Origin of the sequence: Thalassotalea sediminis, from assembly GCF_030295915.1 — a bacterium.
Taxonomy (GTDB): domain Bacteria; phylum Pseudomonadota; class Gammaproteobacteria; order Enterobacterales; family Alteromonadaceae; genus Thalassotalea_C; species Thalassotalea_C sediminis.
In genome coordinates this window covers 1,073,658-1,096,643 of sequence record NZ_AP027361.1, presented here as the reverse complement: position 1 = coordinate 1,096,643, position 22,986 = coordinate 1,073,658, and the positions used below count along the sequence as shown (strand labels likewise).

The 22,986-nt window shown below is 38.8% G+C and carries 16 protein-coding genes; 8 read left to right on the top strand and 8 right to left on the bottom strand.

The annotated features are described in order from the left end of the window. Positions 1-350 precede the first annotated feature (350 nt). Together QUE09_RS04925 and QUE09_RS04920 are read right to left on the bottom strand one after the other, a co-directional pair. Positions 351-1,616 (bottom strand): M56 family metallopeptidase, encoded by a 1,266-nt coding sequence (locus QUE09_RS04925; protein WP_286235093.1) that lies wholly within the window; start codon positions 1,614-1,616, stop codon positions 351-353. Next, on the bottom strand, positions 1,609-2,001 hold the full coding sequence (locus tag QUE09_RS04920; RefSeq protein ID WP_286235092.1) for a BlaI/MecI/CopY family transcriptional regulator: 393 nt from the start codon (positions 1,999-2,001) through the stop codon (positions 1,609-1,611). Before QUE09_RS04920 ends, QUE09_RS04925 begins: the two co-directional genes overlap by 8 nt. A gap of 230 nt (positions 2,002-2,231) precedes the next feature. Here QUE09_RS04920 and prfC point away from each other — a divergent pair, with 230 nt between their 5' ends. The 4 genes from prfC to QUE09_RS04900 all read left to right on the top strand — a co-directional run bounded on the left by prfC (position 2,232) and on the right by QUE09_RS04900 (position 7,588). Beyond that, positions 2,232-3,812, top strand: coding sequence for a peptide chain release factor 3 (gene prfC / locus QUE09_RS04915; RefSeq protein WP_286235091.1), 1,581 nt, complete (start codon positions 2,232-2,234; stop codon positions 3,810-3,812). A 107-nt stretch (positions 3,813-3,919) separates the two neighbouring features. After that, complete coding sequence (gene argS / locus QUE09_RS04910; RefSeq protein WP_286235090.1) at positions 3,920-5,659, top strand: arginine--tRNA ligase; 1,740 nt, start codon at positions 3,920-3,922, stop codon at positions 5,657-5,659. Positions 5,660-5,669: 10 nt separating this feature from the next. Next, positions 5,670-6,797: a response regulator gene (locus QUE09_RS04905; protein WP_286235089.1), complete on the top strand. Its 1,128-nt coding sequence runs from the start codon at positions 5,670-5,672 to the stop codon at positions 6,795-6,797. 5 nt (positions 6,798-6,802) lie between these two features. Beyond that, positions 6,803-7,588: a TatD family hydrolase gene (locus QUE09_RS04900; protein ID WP_286235088.1), complete on the top strand. Its 786-nt coding sequence runs from the start codon at positions 6,803-6,805 to the stop codon at positions 7,586-7,588. Positions 7,589-7,603: 15 nt separating this feature from the next. On the opposite strand, the gene QUE09_RS04895 is transcribed toward QUE09_RS04900, so the two are convergent. Continuing rightward, a complete protein-coding gene (locus QUE09_RS04895; protein ID WP_286235087.1) occupies positions 7,604-8,209 on the bottom strand; it encodes an AhpA/YtjB family protein in 606 nt (201 codons plus the stop codon). A 111-nt stretch (positions 8,210-8,320) separates the two neighbouring features. Here QUE09_RS04895 and serB point away from each other — a divergent pair, with 111 nt between their 5' ends. Further along, positions 8,321-9,343: a phosphoserine phosphatase SerB gene (serB, locus tag QUE09_RS04890; RefSeq protein WP_286235086.1), complete on the top strand. Its 1,023-nt coding sequence runs from the start codon at positions 8,321-8,323 to the stop codon at positions 9,341-9,343. A gap of 63 nt (positions 9,344-9,406) precedes the next feature. On the opposite strand, the gene QUE09_RS04885 is transcribed toward serB, so the two are convergent. Then, complete coding sequence (locus tag QUE09_RS04885) at positions 9,407-11,881, bottom strand: PilZ domain-containing protein (RefSeq protein WP_286235085.1); 2,475 nt, start codon at positions 11,879-11,881, stop codon at positions 9,407-9,409. A 150-nt stretch (positions 11,882-12,031) separates the two neighbouring features. Here QUE09_RS04885 and radA point away from each other — a divergent pair, with 150 nt between their 5' ends. The 3 genes from radA (at position 12,032) to QUE09_RS04870 (ending at position 16,154) form a co-directional block, all read left to right on the top strand. After that, positions 12,032-13,393: a DNA repair protein RadA gene (gene radA / locus QUE09_RS04880; RefSeq protein ID WP_286235084.1), complete on the top strand. Its 1,362-nt coding sequence runs from the start codon at positions 12,032-12,034 to the stop codon at positions 13,391-13,393. A 55-nt stretch (positions 13,394-13,448) separates the two neighbouring features. Further along, positions 13,449-13,859, top strand: a complete 411-nt coding sequence (locus QUE09_RS04875; RefSeq protein ID WP_286235083.1) for a hypothetical protein — start codon at positions 13,449-13,451, stop codon at positions 13,857-13,859. 207 nt (positions 13,860-14,066) lie between these two features. Next, entirely contained in the window at positions 14,067-16,154 is a 2,088-nt protein-coding gene (locus tag QUE09_RS04870) for a M13 family metallopeptidase (protein ID WP_286235082.1), read from the top strand. 43 nt (positions 16,155-16,197) lie between these two features. Here QUE09_RS04870 and QUE09_RS04865 read toward each other — a convergent pair whose 3' ends face one another. The 4 genes from QUE09_RS04865 to recA all read right to left on the bottom strand — a co-directional run bounded on the left by QUE09_RS04865 (position 16,198) and on the right by recA (position 22,724). Next, the gene (locus tag QUE09_RS04865; RefSeq protein WP_286235081.1) at positions 16,198-16,800 is read right to left on the bottom strand and encodes a HutD/Ves family protein; all 603 of its coding nucleotides are present in this window, start codon (positions 16,798-16,800) and stop codon (positions 16,198-16,200) included. A gap of 2 nt (positions 16,801-16,802) precedes the next feature. Beyond that, on the bottom strand, positions 16,803-20,495 hold the full coding sequence (gene metH / locus QUE09_RS04860; protein WP_286235080.1) for a methionine synthase: 3,693 nt from the start codon (positions 20,493-20,495) through the stop codon (positions 16,803-16,805). Between the two features lie 14 nt (positions 20,496-20,509). After that, entirely contained in the window at positions 20,510-21,457 is a 948-nt protein-coding gene (locus tag QUE09_RS04855) for a homoserine O-succinyltransferase (protein WP_286235079.1), read from the bottom strand. A gap of 238 nt (positions 21,458-21,695) precedes the next feature. Then, positions 21,696-22,724: a recombinase RecA gene (gene recA, locus QUE09_RS04850; RefSeq protein ID WP_286235078.1), complete on the bottom strand. Its 1,029-nt coding sequence runs from the start codon at positions 22,722-22,724 to the stop codon at positions 21,696-21,698. Positions 22,725-22,986: the final 262 nt, after the last annotated feature.

Sequence of the window (22,986 nt, the reverse complement as noted above, 5' to 3'; positions counted from 1 at the left end):
TCGGTGTACCGACTGCACGAGAGAGGGAAAATCAATTATTTCCCTCTGACAACTCCCTCACCGCAGCGATGACAAACAAAAAATTTTTGACCCTTTTGCCATACTAACTAAATGATCATCCCTTCGCACGTCAATGTCAGCCATCATGGCCTTAAAAAAATTCCTGTTTTCGCTTCAATGGGAATAGGTATTATTCTAACCGCTCGCTTTGTAACTGCCAGCTTAATCACAATATATGAACGAAGCTTTGTTGTCTGCTTTAGGAAAATATACAAAAGAATATAAACGCTAAAAATACAAAGCGCTTATTATCCAAGATAATTAGCGCTTTGTTTGCTATAAAACTCAAGTTACTTTGTTATTTTAACGCGCTCTATTAAGTTTTCACTGTTAAACGTTGAGCTTTCATTTAAGCGAAAATCTAATTGCACCAACTGATTTTTGTGGTACTGACCTTTTGCGTCATATTTCCACTGTTTTAGCGCTGCAATTGCCGCACTGTCAAATACATAGGCTGGTTCGCCCGTCATCACTTCAATATTTTCAACACTACCTGAGGGTGTAACATCAAACTTCATAACGACCGCACCTTCAATATTTTCATGTGCTGCTTTCTCAGGATAAGCAGGCGGCACACGATGAACAGGCTTTACAACTTCTACCGCTTTAGGTGGCGTACGATGTTGCTGTTTTTGTTCATCAATACTACCAGCGTAACTTAACCCTGATAAGACACTAATTGATAAGACTGTCGCAAGTGACACGCTTAATGTTGATGCTTTCGACGTTGTCTGGATCTGTTTAATACGTTCAAACATAATTCCCTTATCTCCATATTTCTTAAATGAAAGTTGTGCAAAGGCATATGGCGGCGCCGTTTCTGCGGCTACCAATAATGCTTTGCTATAGTTGATCCTGCTATTCAGTTGTTTGCGCGCCAAAACAAGTTGATCACAGGATAGTTCTTGGTCTCGTCTATAACGGCTATAAGCCAACCAAACCAATGGATGGAACCAAAATAGCGCAAGCATGGCATGTGCTAAAAGATTCCAATAAATGTCATTGCGATCAAAATGACAAATCTCGTGTTGAATAATAAGCTGTTGCTGCTCATCATTATAAAGTTCTTTAAAATCATGTGGTAACACTAACTTTGGTTTAATAATACCAACAAGCATTGGACTATAGGCCTTTTCACTTTGATAAATCGCTAGGCTCTGAGGCAAAGTATTTTGCCTAGTAACATTAGTTAGATGGTGTTTTGATAGAGGAACGAGTGATAACTGCATTAAAAAACGAAAGTGATTAACGAACCAATAAAAAACTAGCAAACTTGATGACGTGACCCAAAAAGATAACAGCCAATATTGCGTAACGTTCTCTGTTATGTTGCTCGTTGGTTTTACAACATAACGTATAACCTCGGTATTTACGCCGCTTAACTGCGATGCCACCGGGGATGGTAAACCATAAATTAATAGCCCTATTGGCACTAAAAGCCAAATACGATATACCCCGTTAGCGCCTAAATGGCGCATTACCCATGCATGCGAAATGAGCAAAATTGCCAGCATGACGGTCAAAGGGAATAATAAATCAACAATAAATTCAGCCATTGTTATCATCCTCATCTTGAGTTTGTTCCCAAGTATCTATAATGGCTTTTAACTCGTTTATATCATCTTTATTAAGCTTATTATCCTTTGCAAAACCTGCAATTAATGGCGACACTCTGCCGCTAAATAAGCGCTCAATTAAATTGGCGCTTTGATTTTGCGTATAGGTTTCTTTATCTAATAACGGCGTATATAAATAACTTCTCTGCTGCTTTTCATAGCTAATTGCTTCTTTTTTGACTAAGCGATTAAGCAAGGTTTTCACCGTCTTGTCATGCCAAGGCTTTTGTTGATTTAGCCGCTCAATAACTTGATTTGCCGTTGCAGGATATTGCTGCCATAAAGCATCTAACACCTCAAATTCCGCATGACTTATTTCTGACATTGTTTTTCCTATTTACTCGACATGACTTTAATGATTACAAATGTAATCGACAACTCAAAGATTACACCTGTAATCAACAGTGTCAACTTTTATTTTTGTTTTACGCTAATAATTGATATTTTTATCGGAGAAAAAACAGATTAATGCTGTCTTGAGGCTATGATTTCGCTATAATATCGCTCGCTAAAAATTCATCCATTTGTCATCTAATTAATTAACAGGTAATTTGCATGTCTGTACAACAGCAGGAAGTCGATATTCGCAGAACGTTTGCGATAATTTCTCACCCTGACGCCGGTAAAACAACAATCACTGAAAAAGTATTACTTTTCGGACAAGCGCTACAAAAAGCGGGAACGGTAAAAGGTAAAAAATCAGGTCAACATGCAAAGTCTGACTGGATGGAGATGGAAAAAGACCGTGGAATTTCGATCACGACCTCAGTTATGCAATTTCCATATGGTGACTGTTTAGTTAACTTATTAGATACACCTGGTCACGAAGACTTTTCGGAAGACACTTATCGAACCCTTACCGCGGTTGATTCTTGTTTAATGGTTATTGATACCGCAAAAGGTGTAGAAGACCGTACCATTAAACTAATGGAAGTTACTCGTTTACGTGATACCCCAATTATTACTTTTATGAATAAAATGGATCGTGATGTTCGTGATCCTATGGAAGTCATGGACGAAGTTGAAGAAGTACTCAAGATAAAATGTTCACCTGTTACTTGGCCCATTGGGATGGGAAAGGAGTTTAAAGGTGTTTACAACATATTAGACGATGAAACTATTTTATATCAATCCGGTCAAGGCCATACAATACAAGAAAAGCGTGTAATTAAAGGGCTAGATAATCCTGAGTTAGATGAAGCGGTTGGCAACTATGCAGATGACTTACGCGAAGAATTAGAGCTTGTAATTGGCGCTTCCCACGAATTTAATCTGGATGAGTTTTTAAAGGGTGAATTAACCCCGGTATTTTTTGGTACTGCCTTAGGAAACTTTGGTGTTGATCACATGCTAGATGGGCTCACTAAATGGGCACCAACGCCAATGCCACGCAGTACCAATAAACGTGAAGTTAAAGCAACCGAAGAAAAGTTTTCGGGCTTCGTTTTCAAAATTCAGGCAAATATGGATCCAAAACATCGTGACCGCATCGCCTTTATGCGTATTGTATCGGGTAAATATGAAAAAGGCATGAAAATGCGCCAAGTGCGTATTGGTAAAGACGTTAAAATTGCCGATGCCGTGACCTTTATGGCAGGTGATCGCTCGAACGTTGAACAAGCATTTGCCGGTGACATTATCGGTCTGCACAATCATGGCAGTATTCAAATAGGTGATTCTTTCACCTCAGGTGAAGATATGAAATTCACCGGTATTCCTAACTTTGCACCAGAGTTGTTTAGACGCATTCGTTTACGGGATCCATTAAAAGCAAAACAGTTACAAAAAGGCTTAATTCAACTCTCTGAAGAAGGTGCCGTACAGGTATTTCGACCGTTTAGTTCAAACGATATGATTGTTGGTGCTGTTGGTGTTCTGCAGTTTGAAGTTGTTGTTCAACGCTTAAAGTCTGAATATAACGTCGACGCAATATATGAACCTATCAGTGTTGCCACAGCGCGCTGGTGCACATGCGATGATGAACGAACGCTAGAGCAGTTCCAGAAAAAAGCTTATGATAACCTCGCGCTCGATGGTGGTGATAACCTTACGTATATAGCGCCAACGATGGTTAACCTAAATTTAGCGCAAGAACGCCACCCAGATATAACGTTCCATCATACGCGAGAACATTAAATTTTATTAAGTGCGATGACACAGCTTAGAGGTCATTGCACAACACCCATTAACGCTATGGTTTGTATACCGATAGCTTGCTATAAGCAAATAGACAGAGATAAAAAATGAATATTAAACAACTACTTGCTGAAAAAGTTACAGCAGCGATGGTAGCGGCAGGGTTACCCGCCGACACAAACCCAGCAATAAGCATATCCACGAAACCACAGTTTGGTGATTACCAAGCAAATGGTGTGATGGGTGCGGCAAAAAAATTAAAAACTAACCCACGAGAGCTGGCAACTAAAGTAGTCGAACAGCTTGATTTAAATGGTATTGCAAACAAAGTTGAACTTGCAGGCCCAGGTTTTATCAATATTCATTTAGATGAAAAATGGCTATCAGCTCAACTAACCACTATTGCTAATGACGCACATAGTGGTGTGACTCAACGCAAAACTCCGCAAAATGTTGTTGTTGATTATTCAGCGCCAAACCTTGCAAAAGAAATGCACGTTGGACATTTGCGCTCAACCATTATTGGTGATGCAGTAGTTCGAGCGCTTGAATTTCGCGGTGATAACGTTATTCGCCAAAATCATATGGGTGATTGGGGTACACAATTCGGTATGTTACTCGCACACTTGAGTGACAAATTACAGGCTAACGAGGTTGCAGAAACTGCCTTAGCTGATCTTGAAGCCTTCTACCGTGAAGCGAAAATTCGCTTTGATGAAGAAGAAGGATTTGCCGATAGAGCACGCGATTACGTTGTTAAATTACAAAGCGGCGATGATGGATGTGCAAGATTGTGGCAACAATTTATCGATATCTCTATTGCGCATAGTGAAGAAATTTACAACAAGTTAAACGTTACCCTTACGCGTAAAGACATTATGGGCGAAAGTGCCTATAACGATGACTTACCTAAAGTGATTAAAGCATTAATGGCAAAAAATATAGCTGTTGAAGATCAAGGCGCTAAAGTCGTCTTTATCGAAGAAATGGCCAATAAAGATGGTGAGCCATCAGTATTTATCGTGCAAAAATCAGGAGGCGGCTACCTATACGCAACCACTGATTTATCGGCATGTCGTTATCGTAGCAATGAATTAAACGCTGATCGCATTATCATTTTTACCGATGCTCGCCAATCACTGCACTTTAAACAAGTGGAAGTCGTTGCGCGTAAAGCAGGCTTTTTACCGGAGAGTGTGCGTTATGATCATTGTCCATTTGGCATGATGATGGGTGACGACGGTAAACCGTTCAAAACTAGAACTGGCGGTACAATTAAACTTGCTGAGCTATTAGATGAAGCGGTTGTCCGTGCAAAAGATGTTATAAAAGAGAAAAACCCAGATTACACAGATGAAAAGTTAACAGAGATTGCAGAGAAAGTAGGTATTGGCGCAGTAAAGTTTGCAGATCTTTCTAAGAATCGCACCAGTGATTATATCTTCAATTGGAAAACTATGCTCAGCTTCGAAGGCGCAACTGCACCTTATTTACAATATGCATATTCACGTATTCAAAGTATTTTTGCTAAAGCGGCATTATCGCCAGAAACACTTAATACAGCATGTAACATCGTAGAACCGCAAGAAAAAGCACTCGCATTAAAATTATTACAGTTAGAAGATGTCATTGATGCAGTAATCAATGACTGTACACCTAACTTGTTATGCAATTATTTGTATGAATTAGCAAGCTTATATATGAGTTTTTATGAAGCCTGCCCTATTTTAAAAGATGGTATTAAGCCAGAAATAAAAGCAGCCCGTTTAGCGTTGTGTGCGCAAATATCATATGTTCTAAAGCAAGGCCTAGAAATATTAGGCATTGATGTAATGGAAAGAATGTAAGGATAGATGAATGAATGTGTTGCTAATTGATAGCAGTGAACAATCACTAGCAACAATTAACTCAGCGCTTAAAAAACAAGGATGTAAAACCGCACATACAGCAAATGCGGTAACAGGCTTAAAGCTGCTACAAAAGCATCGGTTTGATGTAGTTATAGCAGCTGATAGGTTAGCGCGTACTAGCTTAGAAAATCTACTTAAAGCAATTGAAATTAAATTTCCAACGCTCATTCGTATCGCAGTCGTTACCGACAAGGTTGCCGGTATTGACCAACATACTCACTATTTATATCAAAGACCGGTAAAGATTAACGCACTGATCTCTACAATCCACTCGTTTAGTGGTACACATCAAACGATTACAAAAAAGGTCGTTGTACAAAGTGTTGCAAAAGTAAAAACGTTACCAAGCCCGCCAAAAGTTTACATGCAACTGAATCAGTTACTGAAGAAGGCGAATGTAGACTCAGATAAAATAGCTAATATCATTTCACAAGACCCCGCTTTAACAGCGAAAGTACTTCAGTTTACCAATAATACCTTTGCTCGAGCTGAAAAGCCCATTACCAGTATTACTGAAGCAATCACTAAAATGGGTGTTGATACGCTTAGCTGTATTGTAATGACAGCAGAACTTTTTTCGTATCAGCCAAATATTCCAAACTTTTCAATTTTAGACGAACAACTTAAAGCATTGTCTACAGCCAAATTAGCCGCTTCATTGGTCCCAGCAGCGTTAAAACAAGATGCTTTGCTTGCAGGCCTTTTACATGGCATTGGGAAATTAGTGTTATTCGAAATCGATAAAGACCTGACATTAAAATATTTTAAAAATAGGGCCAAAGCATCTGATGATGTGGTGCTAGAAAAGCGAATTTTTTCAACTGATCATTGCCATGTTGGCGCTTATTTATTGCATATTTGGGGTTTTCCATACCATTTAATTGCGGCGATTCTAAATCAAAATTCTCCGAACAAGTTACTCGAACAACCTTTTGGTATTGCCCAAGCGACTTATTTAGCAACTGCATTACTTAAGAAAAAACCTGTTGATAAAGACTTTCTAATTCATTATCAACTTGAACAACAACTCGAAACACTCCAAGATAGTGCAGCAAAGTTAGCAAAACCACGGTAACCTTTATGCTATTTACCGATAGCCATTGTCATTTGGACTTTGAACCGCTAAGTGACAAGTTAACGCTGTTATTAGAAGACTGTTCCATCAATGGTATACACCGATTGATAATACCCTCTGTTGCACCAAATAATTGGCAATCCGTATTAGACCTTAAACATGCATCAAAACCTGAGCTTACCTTATTCCCTTGCTTAGGCATCCATCCTTGGTATCTCAATGACCTTTCAACCGAAGCACTTCAAGCGCTAAACACGCTAGTCGCGCAACATATTGATCACATCGTAGCTATTGGAGAGTGTGGCATCGATGGAAAAATAGCTAATGAGCAAAACAACTTAGCAAAACAGCAATATTTCTTTAAAGAACAAATTAAAATCGCCAACGATTATGCTAAGCCTATCATCATTCATCATAGACGCACCCATAATGAGTTGATCGAAATACTAAAAAAAGACAAACCGAATAAAGGCGGTTTTTTGCATGGTTTTTCAGGTAGCTACCAACAAGCAATTACCTATATAGACATGGGTTTTAAATTAGGGATTGGCGGAACAATTACCTATGAAAGAGCAGAAAAAACTCGAAAAGCGATCAAACGCTTGCCATTAGATGCGTTGGTCCTAGAGACTGATGCACCAGCTATGCCATTGTCAGGTGAGCAAGGCTCGCCAAACTCACCTTTAAACATTACTAAAATATTTAAAGCATTATGTTTGTTACGTGATGAAACACCTGAACAAATTGCACAGCAACTTGAGTTAAATATTGACCGCATTTTGCACGCCTAGCACAGGCGAGCAGCACTATCGCTCTTTCGCTAAACGAAAGCTTTGTCGGCTAAAACGATTCAAGCCTCGCGTTAACAAAAAGCCAACGACGCCAGCTAACATAAGCATTACTCGAAACATAGAGAAACTCTCCTGAGAGGCATTTTCTAGAGACTGAGTAAATGACTTATTTAATAACGTAACACGTAAATACCCTTTTAAGTCTTGACCTCGAACTTCACGAATAACCGGTAATTGCTGACTCGCTACGCTCTCTTGCGCTTCTCCCAGGCCGTAAATCGCGAGTACAGATTGTTGTTCGCTACTCGACAGAAGTAATTGCCCTGTTTCATCATAAAGACTAATATCTTTGATCCAAGGCGCCTGCGCACTATAATCAATAAACTGTTGTAACTTTTCTTGAGGTTCATCCCATAATGTCAGGCTAGTTACCGCCATTTGGCCAACAACTTCATCAGATAACTCAATAAAATGCTCAGTAATCGCTACTTTTTGTTCCCCATAACTAAACACCCAAATATTCATAACAACGACAATGAGTAAAATAGCTATAGCTAATTGCGTTATTTTATTATAAATAGATGACAATCTAGGGTATAAATGCGGTTGATTTTGTGTCATAAAGCAAATCTCGTCGCGCGTTAACCACACTATAAAGTGTTATAGTCGATTTTTAAATAAGCGTACGACAATATTTTTGAATATAAAACCGAACCAGACAAAGGTAATACCGTGACAAGTGCAGTAACTCAACTCTCTCTTTCTGAACATGCTTCTCAATCATTGGCACAAGTATTTAAACAAACGACGCTCGATAATCCTTGTTATATTTCGATAACGAAAGAAGCATTTGTATTTGAGCCAAAAGCAGCTTCAACAACATTATCAAATGATAGATGCGAGCTAGTAGTGTTTTCAACATTAACGTTATCTTTATTAATTGAATTAACAAAAACCTGCAATATTACGCTAATCGCCTTAACAAAAATCAATCATAGGGCTTCGTTAACAAGTTACCGTTTTACCATTCGTACAAATAACATTACTGCAAGCATTAAATTACTCGCTGATTTTATAAACGTTCAAAATATTGAAGCAGCAATTATCGATCATGCACCCTCACTAGATAAACCTGGTCTTCTCGTTATGGATATGGATTCAACAACGATTGAAATTGAATGTATTGACGAAATTGCAGTACTAGCCGGTGTAGGAGAGCAAGTTGCAGAAGTAACCGAGCGGGCTATGCAAGGTCAATTAGACTTTGCGCAAAGTTTACATCAACGTGTCGCTACATTAGCTGGTTCTCCAGTTTCCATATTAGCCGATGTCGCAAAAGACATACCATTAATGCCTGGGCTCACTTCTTTAGTAGAGACCTTGAAGGCACATCAATGGCGTGTTGCTATTGCATCAGGCGGATTTACTTATTTTGCCGATCATCTACAACAGTTGCTTGGCTTAGATGCCGCGTACGCTAACACATTAGAGATAGTTGATAATAAACTAACCGGTAAAGTTGTCGGTGACGTTGTTGATGCTCAAGCAAAAGCTGATTGCTTGAGCGCGTTACGTGAAAAGTACGCTATCGATAAAAACCAAACTGTCGCAATGGGAGACGGGGCAAATGATCTTGTCATGATGAATGCTGCGCATCTCGGCGTCGCTTTTCATGCAAAGCCAATCGTTTTAAAACAAGCCGATACCAGCATAAATAATGGCGGTTTAGACCTGATGTTGCATTGGCTGGTATAGCGCTGTTTAACAAGAACAGGGGCGCACGAAACTGTAATACACTAAGCTGATACCCGCGCTATGTTAAGCGGGTATTTCTTCCATTTGTAGCTTATAGCGAGCTAATGCTTCTTGTGTTACATCAAAGAGCTGAACTACACCCGCAACGCTAAATATTTCTTGTTCTATTTGCTTCCCTCTATGCATCGCATAGGTACTAATATAACTAAGCTCTGGGTTCAAATACTTCATGTCTGGCTTATCAGTACGAGATAATTTCAATTGAATACAGTAAAACTCACCACGCTTAAGCGCATTTTTAATGAACATCTTTTTAATCATGTCTGACTGTAACTCAGACTCTAATTTTGTATTGACTGCCTGCTCAACAATTTCGCTACTTGGGTTTATTGATATATAAAGTGTTTCACTAATTGATGGATCATCAGACTGCATTTTCTTTAATGATGCAGTAAGTACACTCGTTACATTTGCATGGTTAAGTACAGGGTAAAGGTTAAAATAATTATTCCTGTCACTCAGCTGTTTACAACGCGTTAAAAAAGGGTTATCTGTATCATTAGTTGCAATTGTTTCATACTTATAACGACTACCACTTGACTGCACTAAGAACGCAATCGTTTGTAGGCTTTGGCTATAAATATTGCGCAACGCTTTAGCAAGGCCAGGGCTAAACATTGCATACTCATCAGGTGTAAGTTTATGACGGTTTTTCTCAATCAATGCTTTAAAAAAAGAACGCCCAATATGCTGATGTTGTTCAACATAAACACGTAAGTGTAATACCGTTTTATCTTTACTGACGCGCATCACCTCATAAGGTAACTCGTTAAGGTTAAACGAAGAGGTAATTTTTTGTAATTGCGGAAATGTAACATTAATAACATTACCACGAATCAACACACTTGCTTTCTCTAATTCAACTTTCAAACCCGACGTTGAAAAATCTTCAGAAACACCATGCCATTTCACGCCATCAGCAGCAATTGCAACGGGTGTTTTATATTTAAATCTAGGTTCTTGTCTTTGGTTATTGTAATTGATACCCACATCATCAATAGCGAGCGGCTCGAGTAAACGCTTATGGCCAAAATTTTTCAGCTTATTGGTATTGATATTTTCAAAATCTAATTGTTGATAAAACACCGACATAGCTTCTGATTCAACACGATATGCAATGACAATACTTGCTAAATTGGACAATGAGACAAGCACATCTTCTGCAATTGGTTGGTTTAAATGTTGATCTCGTTTAGTAATCGTGTCAGCTAACGTAAGCGGCGAATAAGCACGAGACTCATCCAAAGACAATGCATATAACTGATGCACAGCAAAACTCGCTTTATTGGCTGCAAACCCCAAAAACTGTTTCTTAAACGCTAAGTCATCTTCAAGTTGAATAGTATCAGCGGTATAAAAGTAACTTTTCCCATTACTTGTGTGAATAAAGCTATAAACTAACAAAGGTTTATATTGGCTTGCATATTTTTTAATGCGTAGTAAACGCTCTGGCGTAACTAAAAAATTTAACGTACTTTGCCGGTTTTCATCTTGCCAGTATTGAAAAACATTCTGATTATTATGGCAGGTTAAGACATAACGAGGATGTACCCCTTGCTCATTATCCTCGATAAAAATAGGTAACTCATTTGATTTAGGCAAAATAAACTGCTCTATACTTCTCGATTGTAAAGCAGCTATTGTATTGTCTAAGTTAATTTTATACCGGCGCTTATTTCCTTGAATAAACCCGCTAATAAATTGTCGAATACCATCACGGCGAGGCTCTGTAGTGGATATGCGTTCTAACCCTACCAACTGTACATTATCGACAATATGAACATTCCGTACTTGATAATTAAACTCGTCGTTCTTACCAAACTGAAATTCACCCTCTAACCCAGTAAATCTCAACGAAACCATTTGACGAATGGTAAAGCTTTCCTCGCCTTTATAGCGAAATTTACAACCATTAATACTGATATCCGAGCTAGTTACCTCAACGATTTTGTTACCATTCAATTCAACAGTAAGTGGAATAGCGAAATTCATTCGCTCTTCTTTACGATTATAATATGGCCCAAAGGTAAATAGTTCTGCAGGATACTGAGTTTTCTCTAGTACTCTAGCTTTTGGTGTTACGGTATTACTGGGAGCAGAATCAAGCAGTTGGTCTTTTTCACGTTGATACATGACTCTAAAATTATTTTCAGTGTTCATAACCGCTTCATAAACACCAAAAGTATAGCCATTATATTGATTGAAAGTTTCTTCAAAACACTTAATTGCAATATCATCAAGGTAATGTACCCTGTCTTCATGCTCAAATGGACGACATTCACCATCAACATGACCTCGCAGATCAATTAAACGCGTGCAAGGAGCAGCAAGACGTTTAATCTCCATCTTCAACAAGAAGCGATCTGTTTTCGATAATTTACTTGTCGCTTCACTGTAGCGGGATTCAAAATCGTCAGCCGTTACAGTACCTGAAAACTCATCGATAATAGCTTGATATTTTGAAAAATCTTTAGTCATTTGGCCATCAATGTTAGTACAATTAAATTGGGGTTATACCCATAGTCGAATTCATTATAATGTGAATCATTTAAATGTCATACACTAAGTTGGCATTTAACACCTAAATCATTAATATTTTTAAGCAATAAACGTACCTAATATAATTATATGGCAAAAAATAAAACTTCTTATGTCTGCACAGAATGCGGCGCTGACTATTCCCGTTGGCTTGGCCAGTGTAATGAATGTAAATCTTGGAATACTATTTCCGAGTTTAGGCAACCTAAAGTGTCGAATAACCAACAAAGATATGCCGGTTATGCCGGCTATACAGAAGCAAAAGTTCAAACGCTTGACACTATCGATTTGGCCGATTTACCCCGTTTTTCATCTGGGTTTACGGAGTTTGACCGCGTTTTAGGTGGCGGTATTGTGCCGGGTAGTGCCATTTTGATTGGTGGTGAACCAGGAGCAGGTAAATCTACTCTTTTATTGCAAACTATGTGTGTATTATCCGCACAAATGTCTGCTCTTTATGTCACAGGTGAAGAGTCGTTACAACAAGTCGCCATGCGCGCCAAACGCCTTGGTTTGAAAGCGGAACAGTTAAAACTCCTTTCAGAAACAAGTGTTGAAAACATTTGCCACGTTGCAGAAAAAGAGCAACCCAAAATTATGGTTATTGACTCTATTCAAGTGATGCATATGGCTGACATTCAATCGGCACCGGGAAGTGTTTCTCAAGTCAGAGAAGCCGCAGCTTTCTTAACCCGATTTGCAAAGCAAAATCATGTTGCCATGATTATAGTTGGTCATGTTACGAAAGACGGTGCTCTTGCTGGGCCTAAAGTATTAGAGCACTGTATCGATTGTTCGATAATGCTTGAAGGTAGCACTGATTCAAGATATCGAACCTTACGCGGCAATAAAAACCGATTTGGTGCAGTCAATGAATTAGGTGTGTTTGCCATGACAGGTACGGGCCTAAAAGAAGTAAAAAACCCATCTGCAATCTTTTTAACACGAAGTGAAGAACAAACTCCCGGTAGTATTGTCATGGTACTTTGGGAAGGCACACGTCCATTATTAGTGGAAATACAAGCACTTGTTGATCATTCAGCCTTGGGTAACCCGCGGAGAATTGCAGTAGGTGCAGAACAAAACCGATTAGCCATGCTTTTGGCCATTTTAAACCGTCACGGGGGTCTACAAATGAATGACCAGGACGTATATGTGAATGTTGTAGGTGGTGTTAAAGTTTCGGAAACGAGCGTTGATTTAGCCCTAATGTTGGCATTGGTTTCTAGCTTTAGAGATAAGGCATTACCGCAAGATCTAGTTGTTTTTGGCGAAGTAGGTTTATCTGGAGAAATTCGACCAGTTCCAAGTGGTCAAGAGCGCATTAATGAAGCCGCTAAGCATGGTTTTAAACGTGCTATAGTGCCACATGCTAACAAACCAAAAGATGCTATAGATGGTATGGAAGTTATTGGTGTTAAAAAAATTAGTGATGCATTAGAAGTCATTTAATCATGTGCAAACTAACCTATTGGCTTACAAATATACACAAGACAGGAACGTTATTATGAAATTATCCCACCTATTATTTTGGTACTGCATTACTTGTACTTCGTTGCCGACTTGGGCGTCAGATAACCCTTTCATCGGTACTTGGCAGTTAGTCAGTGGTGAATATCTCAATGAAAATAAAGAAATCATTGCATACAGCACACTCGGTATTCGCTCACAAAAGGTAATCAATGCGAGTCACTTTAGTTTTGTCTCGTTTTCTGATGATAAATTTTGGGCTGCAGGTACCGGCCAATATTCTTTTAATGCTACGCAATATATTGAAACACCAACAATGGCATCATACCCCTTAGAAGGAGATGGTACTTATACCTTCACTTACGAAATTAAAGGGGATCAATGGCATAATGCGCGCTGGCATGACGGTATTAGAGTTGAATATGAAATTTGGCAAAAAGTAAAATAATTGTTACAAAACTTAACTAACTACTGGTAACTACTGGCCAACAACCGACAATATTTTGCATTAGCTTATTGTTTTCCATTAGTTTAATTTTTCTAACAGTTACTAATCGTAACAAAAAGGCTACTTGACCTTTCAAGGTTGACTTTATCTTCTTAGTCGCCATTATAAGTACGGTAAAATGACTTATAAAAACGATAAGAGACATCTATGAAAAAATCACTTTTAGCCATGTCGATCGCTTCAATTTTGTTAAGCGCATGTGGCCAACAATCTACCTCAAATACAACTAAAGAAGAAACCAAAACAGAAACCGTTGCTAAAGCAAGTACTGAAGCAAAAGCTGAACTCGGTACGTTTGGTGTCGATTTAACAGCACGAAACCTATCTGTTAACCCTGGTGATGACTTCTTCATGTACGCGAGCGGAAACTGGTATGATAACTATGAAATGCCAGCAGATAAAACGCGCTATGGTGCGTTTAATGCGCTTGCCGAACGCAGTGAAAAACAAGTTAAAGAAATCATTGATGATGTAACGTCTCGTGAAAATTTAAATGCAGAAGAGCAAATGGTTGCAGATTTCTATAATAGTTATATGGATGTCGACACTATTAATAAATTAGGTATTAGCCCTATCCAATCAACACTTGATGATATTGCAGCAATTAATTCAGTTGATGATCTTATCAAAATGTTTGGTCAAGCATGGCTAACAGGTGTTGCAAGCCCATTAAGTGGCGGCATGTGGTTTAACCGTTTAGACCCTGACAAATATGAAATGTCACTTGGTGCGAGCGGACTTGGTATGCCAGATCGTTCTTACTATTTAGAAGATAGCGAACGCTTTGAAAAAACACGTGCAGCATACGTTGCGCACATCGCTGAAATGCTTGCTTTCGCAGGCGTTGAAAATGGTGAAGAGAAAGCACAATCAATTTTAGCCTTAGAAACTAAAATCGCAGAAGGCCATTGGCCACGTGAAAAACGTCGTAACCGCGACTTAACATTAAATCAAATTGAGCGCTCAAAACTAGCAACAGAATACCCAGGTTTCAATTGGGATCTTTATTTTGCTGAAACACAATATAAAGTACCGCAATTGAACATATCTCAGCCAGAGCCGGTAAAAGCAATGATTGCACTAGTTGGTAGTGAAGATCTTAATGTCTGGAAAGACTATATGACGTATCACGCCATCTCAAATAATGCATCGCTATTATCAGAAGATATTTACAACACTAACTTCAAATTTTATGGCACAGAGTTACGTGGTCAACAAGAACCTCGTCCTCGCTGGAAACGCGCTGTTGCACAAATGTCTGGTACGCAATCATTAGGCTTTGCTATTGGTAAAGTTTACGTGAAACAATATTTCCCGGAATCTTCTAAGCAACAAATGGCAACGTTAGTAGAAAACTTACGTAAAGCCATGAGTGAACGAATCGAAGGCTTAGATTGGATGGGTAAAGAAACCAAAGTGAACGCACAGGAAAAGTTAGCTGCGTTTAACCCTAAAATTGGCTACCCTGATGTATGGCAATCATTCGACGGCTTAAAGATTTCTGACACTGACTTACTTGGCAATATCAAAAATATCCGCCAATTTTTCCGCGCTGATAGTGCGTCTAAAGAGTTAGAGAAAACAGACCGTAACCGTTGGGGCATGACACCACAACAAGTTAACGCATACTACAACAGTTCATTCAATGAAATTGTATTCCCGGCCGCTATCTTACAACCACCATTTTTTGATCCAAATGCAGATCCAGCAGTTAACTATGGTGGCATTGGTGCCGTAATTGGCCACGAAATGGGCCACGGTTTTGATGATCAAGGTTCAAAATCTGATGCTAAAGGAATACAACGTAACTGGTGGACCGACGAAGATCGTGCTGCATTTGATGCAAAAGCAGATGCACTCGCTGAACAATACAGCAAATATGAACCAATCCCAGACAACTTTGTTAATGGTCGCAATAGTTTAGGCGAAAATATTGGCGATGTTGGTGGTATTGCAATGGCATATCACGCATACAAGCTTAGCTTAAATGGTAAAGAAGCACCGATTATCGATGGCTTAACCGGTGATCAGCGATTCTTCCTTGCATGGGCGCAAGTTTGGAAAGAAAAACGTACCGAAAAAAGTATGCTCAGTCAATTGCGTGCTGGTACACATGCACCAGGAAGATTCCGTGCACTTGCACCACGAAACCATGATGCTTGGTATAAAGCGTTTGACGTAAAAGAAGGTGATAAGCTTTATTTAGCACCTGAAGAACGCGTACGTATTTGGTAAAACAAATACTCATAAAAAAAGCCGGTATATACACCGGCTTTTTTTATACTTTCGTTAACACAATAACAATAAAGTTACTGCCTTTTACCGTCATCGGTTGGCGATCTGTCAGCAATAATAAATCTCCTCGTTGAAAGTCGACCTGATGCTTACATACCGTTGTCATCGTTAACATTTCTTGCTTTTCATTCGTCGCCGCATAGATGAAAAAAGCTTCGTCTTTACTGTACTCAGTATGAGCTATCGAAACGGTGCTTCCCCCCTTATAATAATGGCACTCTACGTTGTACTCGTTTTTGCGCGTCATTAAATTTAAAGCTTGCACAGGACCATCTATTAAGGTTGATACGGTTTGACTATTACCATCAAACACAGCACCATCGAACAAATTCACTAAAGTATCGTGACGTTGAACTCCCGCTAAGCGATGCTTTAAGTACATGCCCTTACCTGCCACTAAAAATAAATCACGCCGTGTTTCAGGAAAAGTTGAGAACTCTCCACTTTCACTGATGGTGGCTAAACTTAACCGCCAATCAAAGTGGTTAACAGTACCACCATCATTAATAGCAAGTTCACATGTTTCACCAAGGCCATTTTTCCAAGGTTTACGTACAAAGTCTTTTTGAGGTATTACCTTTATCACAATTAATCAGGCTCATAATCTAAATTAGCAGACAACCAACGTTCAGCCTGTTCAATCGTCATATCTTTGCGCGCTGCATAATCTAGCACCTGATCCTTAGCTAATTTGGCCACTGCAAAATACTTGCTGTCTGGGTGAGCAAAGTACCAACCACTCACTGCAGCGCCTGGCCACATGGCGTAGCTTGAGGTGAGTTCCATGCCAATATTTTCTTCAACATTTAAAAGCTCCCATAGTAGACCTTTCTCGGTATGATCCGGGCAAGCTGGATATCCTGGCGCTGGTCTTATTCCTTGATACTTCTCTCGTATCAAGTCTTCATTTTTCAATGATTCATCCGCTGCATAACCCCAGTATTCAGTACGTATTTTCTCATGTAAATACTCTGCTGAGGCTTCTGCTAAGCGATCAGCAACCGCTTTTACTAATATACTATTATAATCATCATGCTGTGCATCAAAGGCTTTCGTTAAGGCTTCAATACCAAAACCAGCTGACACAGCAAAAGCCCCCATATAATCATCAATACCACTATTTTTATCAGCAACGTAATCTGCCAAACACCTATTATATTGGCCTGCTGGCTTTTTACTTTGTTGTCTCAACTGGTGCAGTCGCATTAATGGTGTAGCTTTACTTTCGTCTTCAAAAACCCATAAGTCATCTAGTTCACTGTAAGCAGGAAATAATCCAAATACCGCTTTTGCAGTTAACTTTTGGTTTTGAATAATATCATCGATCATGGCGTTTGCATCGTTAAAAAGCTTTGTCGCTTCTTCGCCAATCACTTCATGTTTTAAAATTAAAGGGTACTTACCAGACAATTGCCAGGTCATAAAAAATGGCGTCCAGTCTATGTAATTTCTTACGATATTTAGATCTAGTGAGTCTAAGACCGTAACCCCTAACATTTTGGGCTTTATTGGCGTGTAATGCTCAAAACTAATCGGCGTGCGATTTTCACGTGCATGTTCTAGTGTTATTAAACTCGACCTTGGTCCTTTTTTGTAATGACGCTCACGAACTTTCTCATATTCCTTATCTTGCCTTGCAACAAACGCTTCACGTAAATCATTTGATAGCAAATTACTGACTACCGAAACAGAACGAGAAGCATTCGGTACATAGACAACAGGTTCTTTATACTGATGTTCAATTTTAACGGCTGTGTGCGCTTTTGACGTTGTTGCTCCGCCAATTAACAGAGGTAATGCAAACCCTTGTCGCTCCATTTCTTTAGCAACGTGCACCATTTCATCAAGTGATGGCGTGATCAAACCTGATAAACCTATTACATCAACGTTTTCTTCTTTCGCTACACGCAAAATATCTTCACATGACACCATGACACCTAAATCTATAATGTCGAAGTTATTACACTGTAAAACAACGCCTACAATATTTTTTCCAATATCATGTACGTCACCCTTAACCGTAGCTAATAATACTTTACCGTTTGACTTTGCTTCCGTTTTTTCTGCTTCAATAAATGGGTTTAAGTGTGCTACAGCTTGTTTCATTACCCGCGCCGATTTTACCACTTGAGGTAAAAACATCTCGCCTGCGCCAAATAAGTCACCAACAACATTCATACCATCCATTAAAGGGCCTTCAATGACATCAAGTGGTTTAGTAGCAGTTAATCTTGCCTCTTCTGTATCAGAGACAATATATTCATTTATCCCCTTAACCAACGCATGTTCTAAACGTTTATAAACAGGTAAATCGCGCCATGCTAAATCTACTTTACTGTCTTTTTTACCGCCTTGCCCACGATACTTTTCCGCGACATCAAGCAACCTTTCAGTAGCGCCGTCATCTGTATTTTGAATAACATCTTCTACCGCTGTTTTTAAATCGAGCGGTAAATCAGAGTAGATAGCCAGTTGACCCGCATTTACGATCCCCATATCCATACCATTTTTAATGGCGTGATATAAAAATACGGCATGAATTGCCTCACGTACAGGGTTGTTACCACGGAATGAGAAAGATACATTCGATACACCACCTGAGATCATGGCGTATGGAAGGTTTTGCTTAATATCAGCAACAGCTTCAATAAAATCAACCGCATAGTTATTGTGCTCATCAATACCTGTAGCAACTGCAAATATATTAGGATCAAAAATAATATCTTCTGCAGGGTAGCCAATTTCTTCGACTAAAATTTTATAAGCGCGTTGACAAATTTCATATTTTCGTTTTCGTGTGTCTGCTTGACCAACTTCGTCAAACGCCATGACAATAACTGCTGCACCGTAACGTCTCAATAACTTGGCTTGATGTCTAAACTGTTCTTCACCTTCTTTCAAAGAGATTGAATTAACTACGCCCTTACCTTGAATGCACTTAAGGCCCGCTTCTAAAATATCCCACTTAGAAGAATCAAGCATAATGGGCACTTTCGCAATATCTGGCTCGCCGGCAATAAGATTTAAAAACTTAACCATTGCAGCTTTAGAATCCAACATGCCCTCATCCATGTTGATATCAATAATTTGCGCACCATTTTCTACCTGCTGTAATGCAACAGCAATTGCTTGTTCGTAGTTTTCTTCCGTGATTAATCGACGAAATATTGCAGAACCAGTAACATTTGTTCGTTCACCCACGTTAACGAACAACGTATCGTCCTGAATAGTTAATGACTCTAAACCAGATAAGCGACACGCTATTTTTCTCGCTTCAACTTTACGGGGTGCAAGGTTCGCTACTGACTCCGCCATACCTTTGATATGTTCAGGTGTGGTACCACAACAACCACCAATAATATTTAAAAAACCCGAACTCGCCCACTCTTTAACATGAGTATTCATGTCCTCAACGCTGAAGTCATACTCACCAAAAGCATTTGGAAGACCAGCATTAGGATGAGCAGAAACAGCAAAATCACAAATACGACTCATTTCTTGAACATATTGTCTTAATTCAACCGGTCCTAGCGCACAGTTCAGGCCAAAAGAAATCGGTTTAGCATGTCTTAGAGAGTTATAGAACGCTTCAGTTGTTTGGCCCGATAATGTGCGGCCAGACGCATCTGTAATCGTTCCTGATATCATGACAGGATATTTAACGTCGAGTTCTTCAAAGACTGTTTCAACAGCAAAAATTGCCGCCTTAGCATTTAACGTGTCAAATATCGTTTCAATTAAGATGAGATCAGACCCGCCTTCAATAAGCGCGTGTGTAGATTCTTTATAGGCTTCAACTAATTGGTCGAAAGTAATGTTTCTATATGCAGGATCATTTACATCTGGTGAAATAGAACATGTTCTATTTGTAGGCCCTAAAACACCTGCAACAAATCGAGGTTTATCTGGATTTGTTGCAGTATACTCGTCAGCGACTTCTCTTGCTAATTTTGCAGCAACTAAGTTAATTTGCGCGCTATATGACTCCATGTCGTAATCTGCCATGGCAATCGTCGTTGCATTAAAAGTATTCGTCTCAATAATATCAGCACCTGCAGCAAGATATTCTCCATGAATGGCTTTAATGATATCCGGCTGTGAGAGCACTAACATATCATTGTTGCCTTTCACATCTAGATGCCAATCTGCAAATTGTTCACCGCGGTAATCTTGCTCTTCCAATTTGTAAGCTTGGATCATCGTTCCCATCGCACCATCTAAAATTAAAATGCGATTGTTTATTTGCTGTTCCAATAGTGAAAATGAAACTGACTTTTTCATGCTACTACTCATAATTAACTTTGATTACTTGGGTGGATTGCTTGAATATTGTTAGCATCAAGCTGATACGGTGTAATTTGGTAAACGTAATAATTTAACCAGTTAGTAAATAATAGACTACCGTGACTCTTCCAATTACATATCGGCTGTTTTTTAACATTATTATCGGGGTAATAATTTTTTGGTATCATTACGTTATTTGATGTTTTTAAATCTCGTTTAAATTCGTCATCAAGTGTTGTTGCATCATATTCTGGATGACCTGTTAAATAGACCTGCTGTTTATTTTTACTTACAGCTAGATAGACGCCTGCCTCTGGAGATTCAGCAACAACATTTAAATTAGGCACGGAAAGATAATCAGCTTTATCAATATAACCAAATCGTGAATGAGGCACGTGAAAAAAGTCTTCAAAGCCACGTGTTAATTCTTCTTTTACATCTAACGGGCTATGTAAATAAACACCTGAAAGTTTTTCTGTACGTAAGTGACGATTAAGACCATAATGATGATACAAAGCAGCATGTGCAGCCCAGCAAGAAAACATGGTCGAGGTTACATTTTTCTCCGCCCAATCAAATACTTCACATATTTTGTCCCAGAATGTAACTTTTTCATAATCAAGTAACGCCAATGGTGCGCCCGTAATGATTAAACCATCGTATTGTTTTTCTTTAATATCATCAAAAAGGCGATAAAAGTTATCTAAATGCTCTTTGGGCGTATGTTTAGATTCAGCAGTATTAATGCGTACAAATTCAATGTTTATCTGTAATGGTGTATTCGATAACATGCGACATATCTGTACTTCCGTTTCAATTTTATTAGGCATTAAATTTAAAATAGCGACTTCCATTGGTCGTATATCTTGATTAATAGCTCTATGCTCTGACATAACAAAAATATTTTCATTATCAAGCACTTGTAAAGCAGGTAATTGATCTGGAATTTTAATGGGCATTACTTACACCTAAGGTCGATTCATTTAAATGTTCTCGAGATAACCTTTAAAGATTATTATAGCGTGTAATGTGCCTTGGTTTTTTAGCTATGTCAACTTCTAAACGTATAGACGTCTAAAACATATTTTCATATGATAGATTTCTCAGCGCCAAACAATATTTCAATACACAAAATATTAACTTGCTAATAAAAAAACCGCCTATCGGCGGTTTTTTCTTTTTGAAGCAATTTAGGCTTTATTCAGCCTCGACAACTTCTTGTTCTTTACTATCTTTGCTACGCGTTAAAAACATTTCGCGTAAACGTGTATCTAGCTCTTTTGATATTTCTGGATGCTCACGCAAGTAATCAACAGCTTTCGCTTTACCTTGGCCAATTCTATCGCCATTATAGCTATACCAAGCACCTGCTTTTTCAACCATTTTATTTTGTACACCTAGGTCAATCAATTCGCCTAAACTATTGATACCTTCGCCGTAAAGAATTTGAAATTCAACTTGCTTAAACGGTGGAGCAACTTTATTTTTCACTACTTTAACACGCGTTTCATTACCAACAATTTCATCACCTTGTTTAACTGCGCCAATACGACGAATATCTAATCGAACAGATGCGTAAAACTTAAGCGCATTACCACCAGTAGTTGTTTCAGGGTTACCAAACATTACACCAATTTTCATACGAATTTGGTTAATGAAAATCATCATGGTATTAGATTGTTTTAAATTACCCGTTAATTTACGCATTGCTTGAGATAACATACGTGCTTGAAGACCCATATGAGAATCTCCCATATCACCTTCAATTTCCGCTTTAGGCGTTAACGCTGCCACAGAGTCAACAACAATAACATCAACAGCCCCTGAACGCGTCAGCATGTCACAAATTTCTAATGCTTGTTCACCTGTATCTGGTTGAGATACAAGTAGATCATTAATGTTTACACCAAGTTTTTCAGCGTAGATAGGATCTAATGCATGTTCTGCGTCAACAAACGCACAGACTTTCCCGTTACGTTGAGCTTCTGCAATAACTTCCAACGTTAACGTCGTTTTACCACTTGATTCTGGACCATATATCTCTACAACACGACCCATTGGTAAGCCACCAGCACCTAGCGCAATATCTAAACCTAACGAGCCTGTAGAAATGGTTTCAACATCCATGCTACGATTTTCACCTAGCTTCATAATTGAACCTTTACCAAACTGACGTTCAATTTGGCTTAACGCAGCTGAGAGTGCTTTTTCTTTATTATCGTCCATTTCTTGCTCCAATGTTTCGGATAAATCTTTGTAATGCGCAAAGTATACTGTATGGTCGTACAGTATCAAGTGTTTTTTTACGCGCAAGTAAAATTTATACTTAACCAACTGATTTATCATGAAATTTAAAAGCAGTAACCTTCATATCATCTTGTTAAGTTCAGTATTTCAATGGTTTATACAGTAATAACAACAGTGTAATAATTAACGGGTGATGGGTTGAACTGCCTGTGGCATAATATCTCGCTGTAACGATAATCTA

Bases quoted from the DNA above. Each gene is read 5' to 3' on its own strand.
- QUE09_RS04925 (WP_286235093.1), bottom strand. From the start codon at position 1,616: ATGGCTGAATTTATTGTTGATTTATTATTCCCTTTGACCGTCATGCTG.
- QUE09_RS04920 (WP_286235092.1), bottom strand. From the start codon at position 2,001: ATGTCAGAAATAAGTCATGCGGAATTTGAGGTGTTAGATGCTTTATGG.
- prfC (WP_286235091.1), top strand. From the start codon at position 2,232: ATGTCTGTACAACAGCAGGAAGTCGATATTCGCAGAACGTTTGCGATA.
- argS (WP_286235090.1), top strand. From the start codon at position 3,920: ATGAATATTAAACAACTACTTGCTGAAAAAGTTACAGCAGCGATGGTA.
- QUE09_RS04905 (WP_286235089.1), top strand. From the start codon at position 5,670: ATGAATGTGTTGCTAATTGATAGCAGTGAACAATCACTAGCAACAATT.
- QUE09_RS04900 (WP_286235088.1), top strand. From the start codon at position 6,803: ATGCTATTTACCGATAGCCATTGTCATTTGGACTTTGAACCGCTAAGT.
- QUE09_RS04895 (WP_286235087.1), bottom strand. From the start codon at position 8,209: ATGACACAAAATCAACCGCATTTATACCCTAGATTGTCATCTATTTAT.
- QUE09_RS04885 (WP_286235085.1), bottom strand. From the start codon at position 11,881: ATGACTAAAGATTTTTCAAAATATCAAGCTATTATCGATGAGTTTTCA.
- radA (WP_286235084.1), top strand. From the start codon at position 12,032: ATGGCAAAAAATAAAACTTCTTATGTCTGCACAGAATGCGGCGCTGAC.
- QUE09_RS04875 (WP_286235083.1), top strand. From the start codon at position 13,449: ATGAAATTATCCCACCTATTATTTTGGTACTGCATTACTTGTACTTCG.
- QUE09_RS04870 (WP_286235082.1), top strand. From the start codon at position 14,067: ATGAAAAAATCACTTTTAGCCATGTCGATCGCTTCAATTTTGTTAAGC.
- metH (WP_286235080.1), bottom strand. From the start codon at position 20,495: ATGAAAAAGTCAGTTTCATTTTCACTATTGGAACAGCAAATAAACAAT.
- QUE09_RS04855 (WP_286235079.1), bottom strand. From the start codon at position 21,457: ATGCCCATTAAAATTCCAGATCAATTACCTGCTTTACAAGTGCTTGAT.
- recA (WP_286235078.1), bottom strand. From the start codon at position 22,724: ATGGACGATAATAAAGAAAAAGCACTCTCAGCTGCGTTAAGCCAAATT.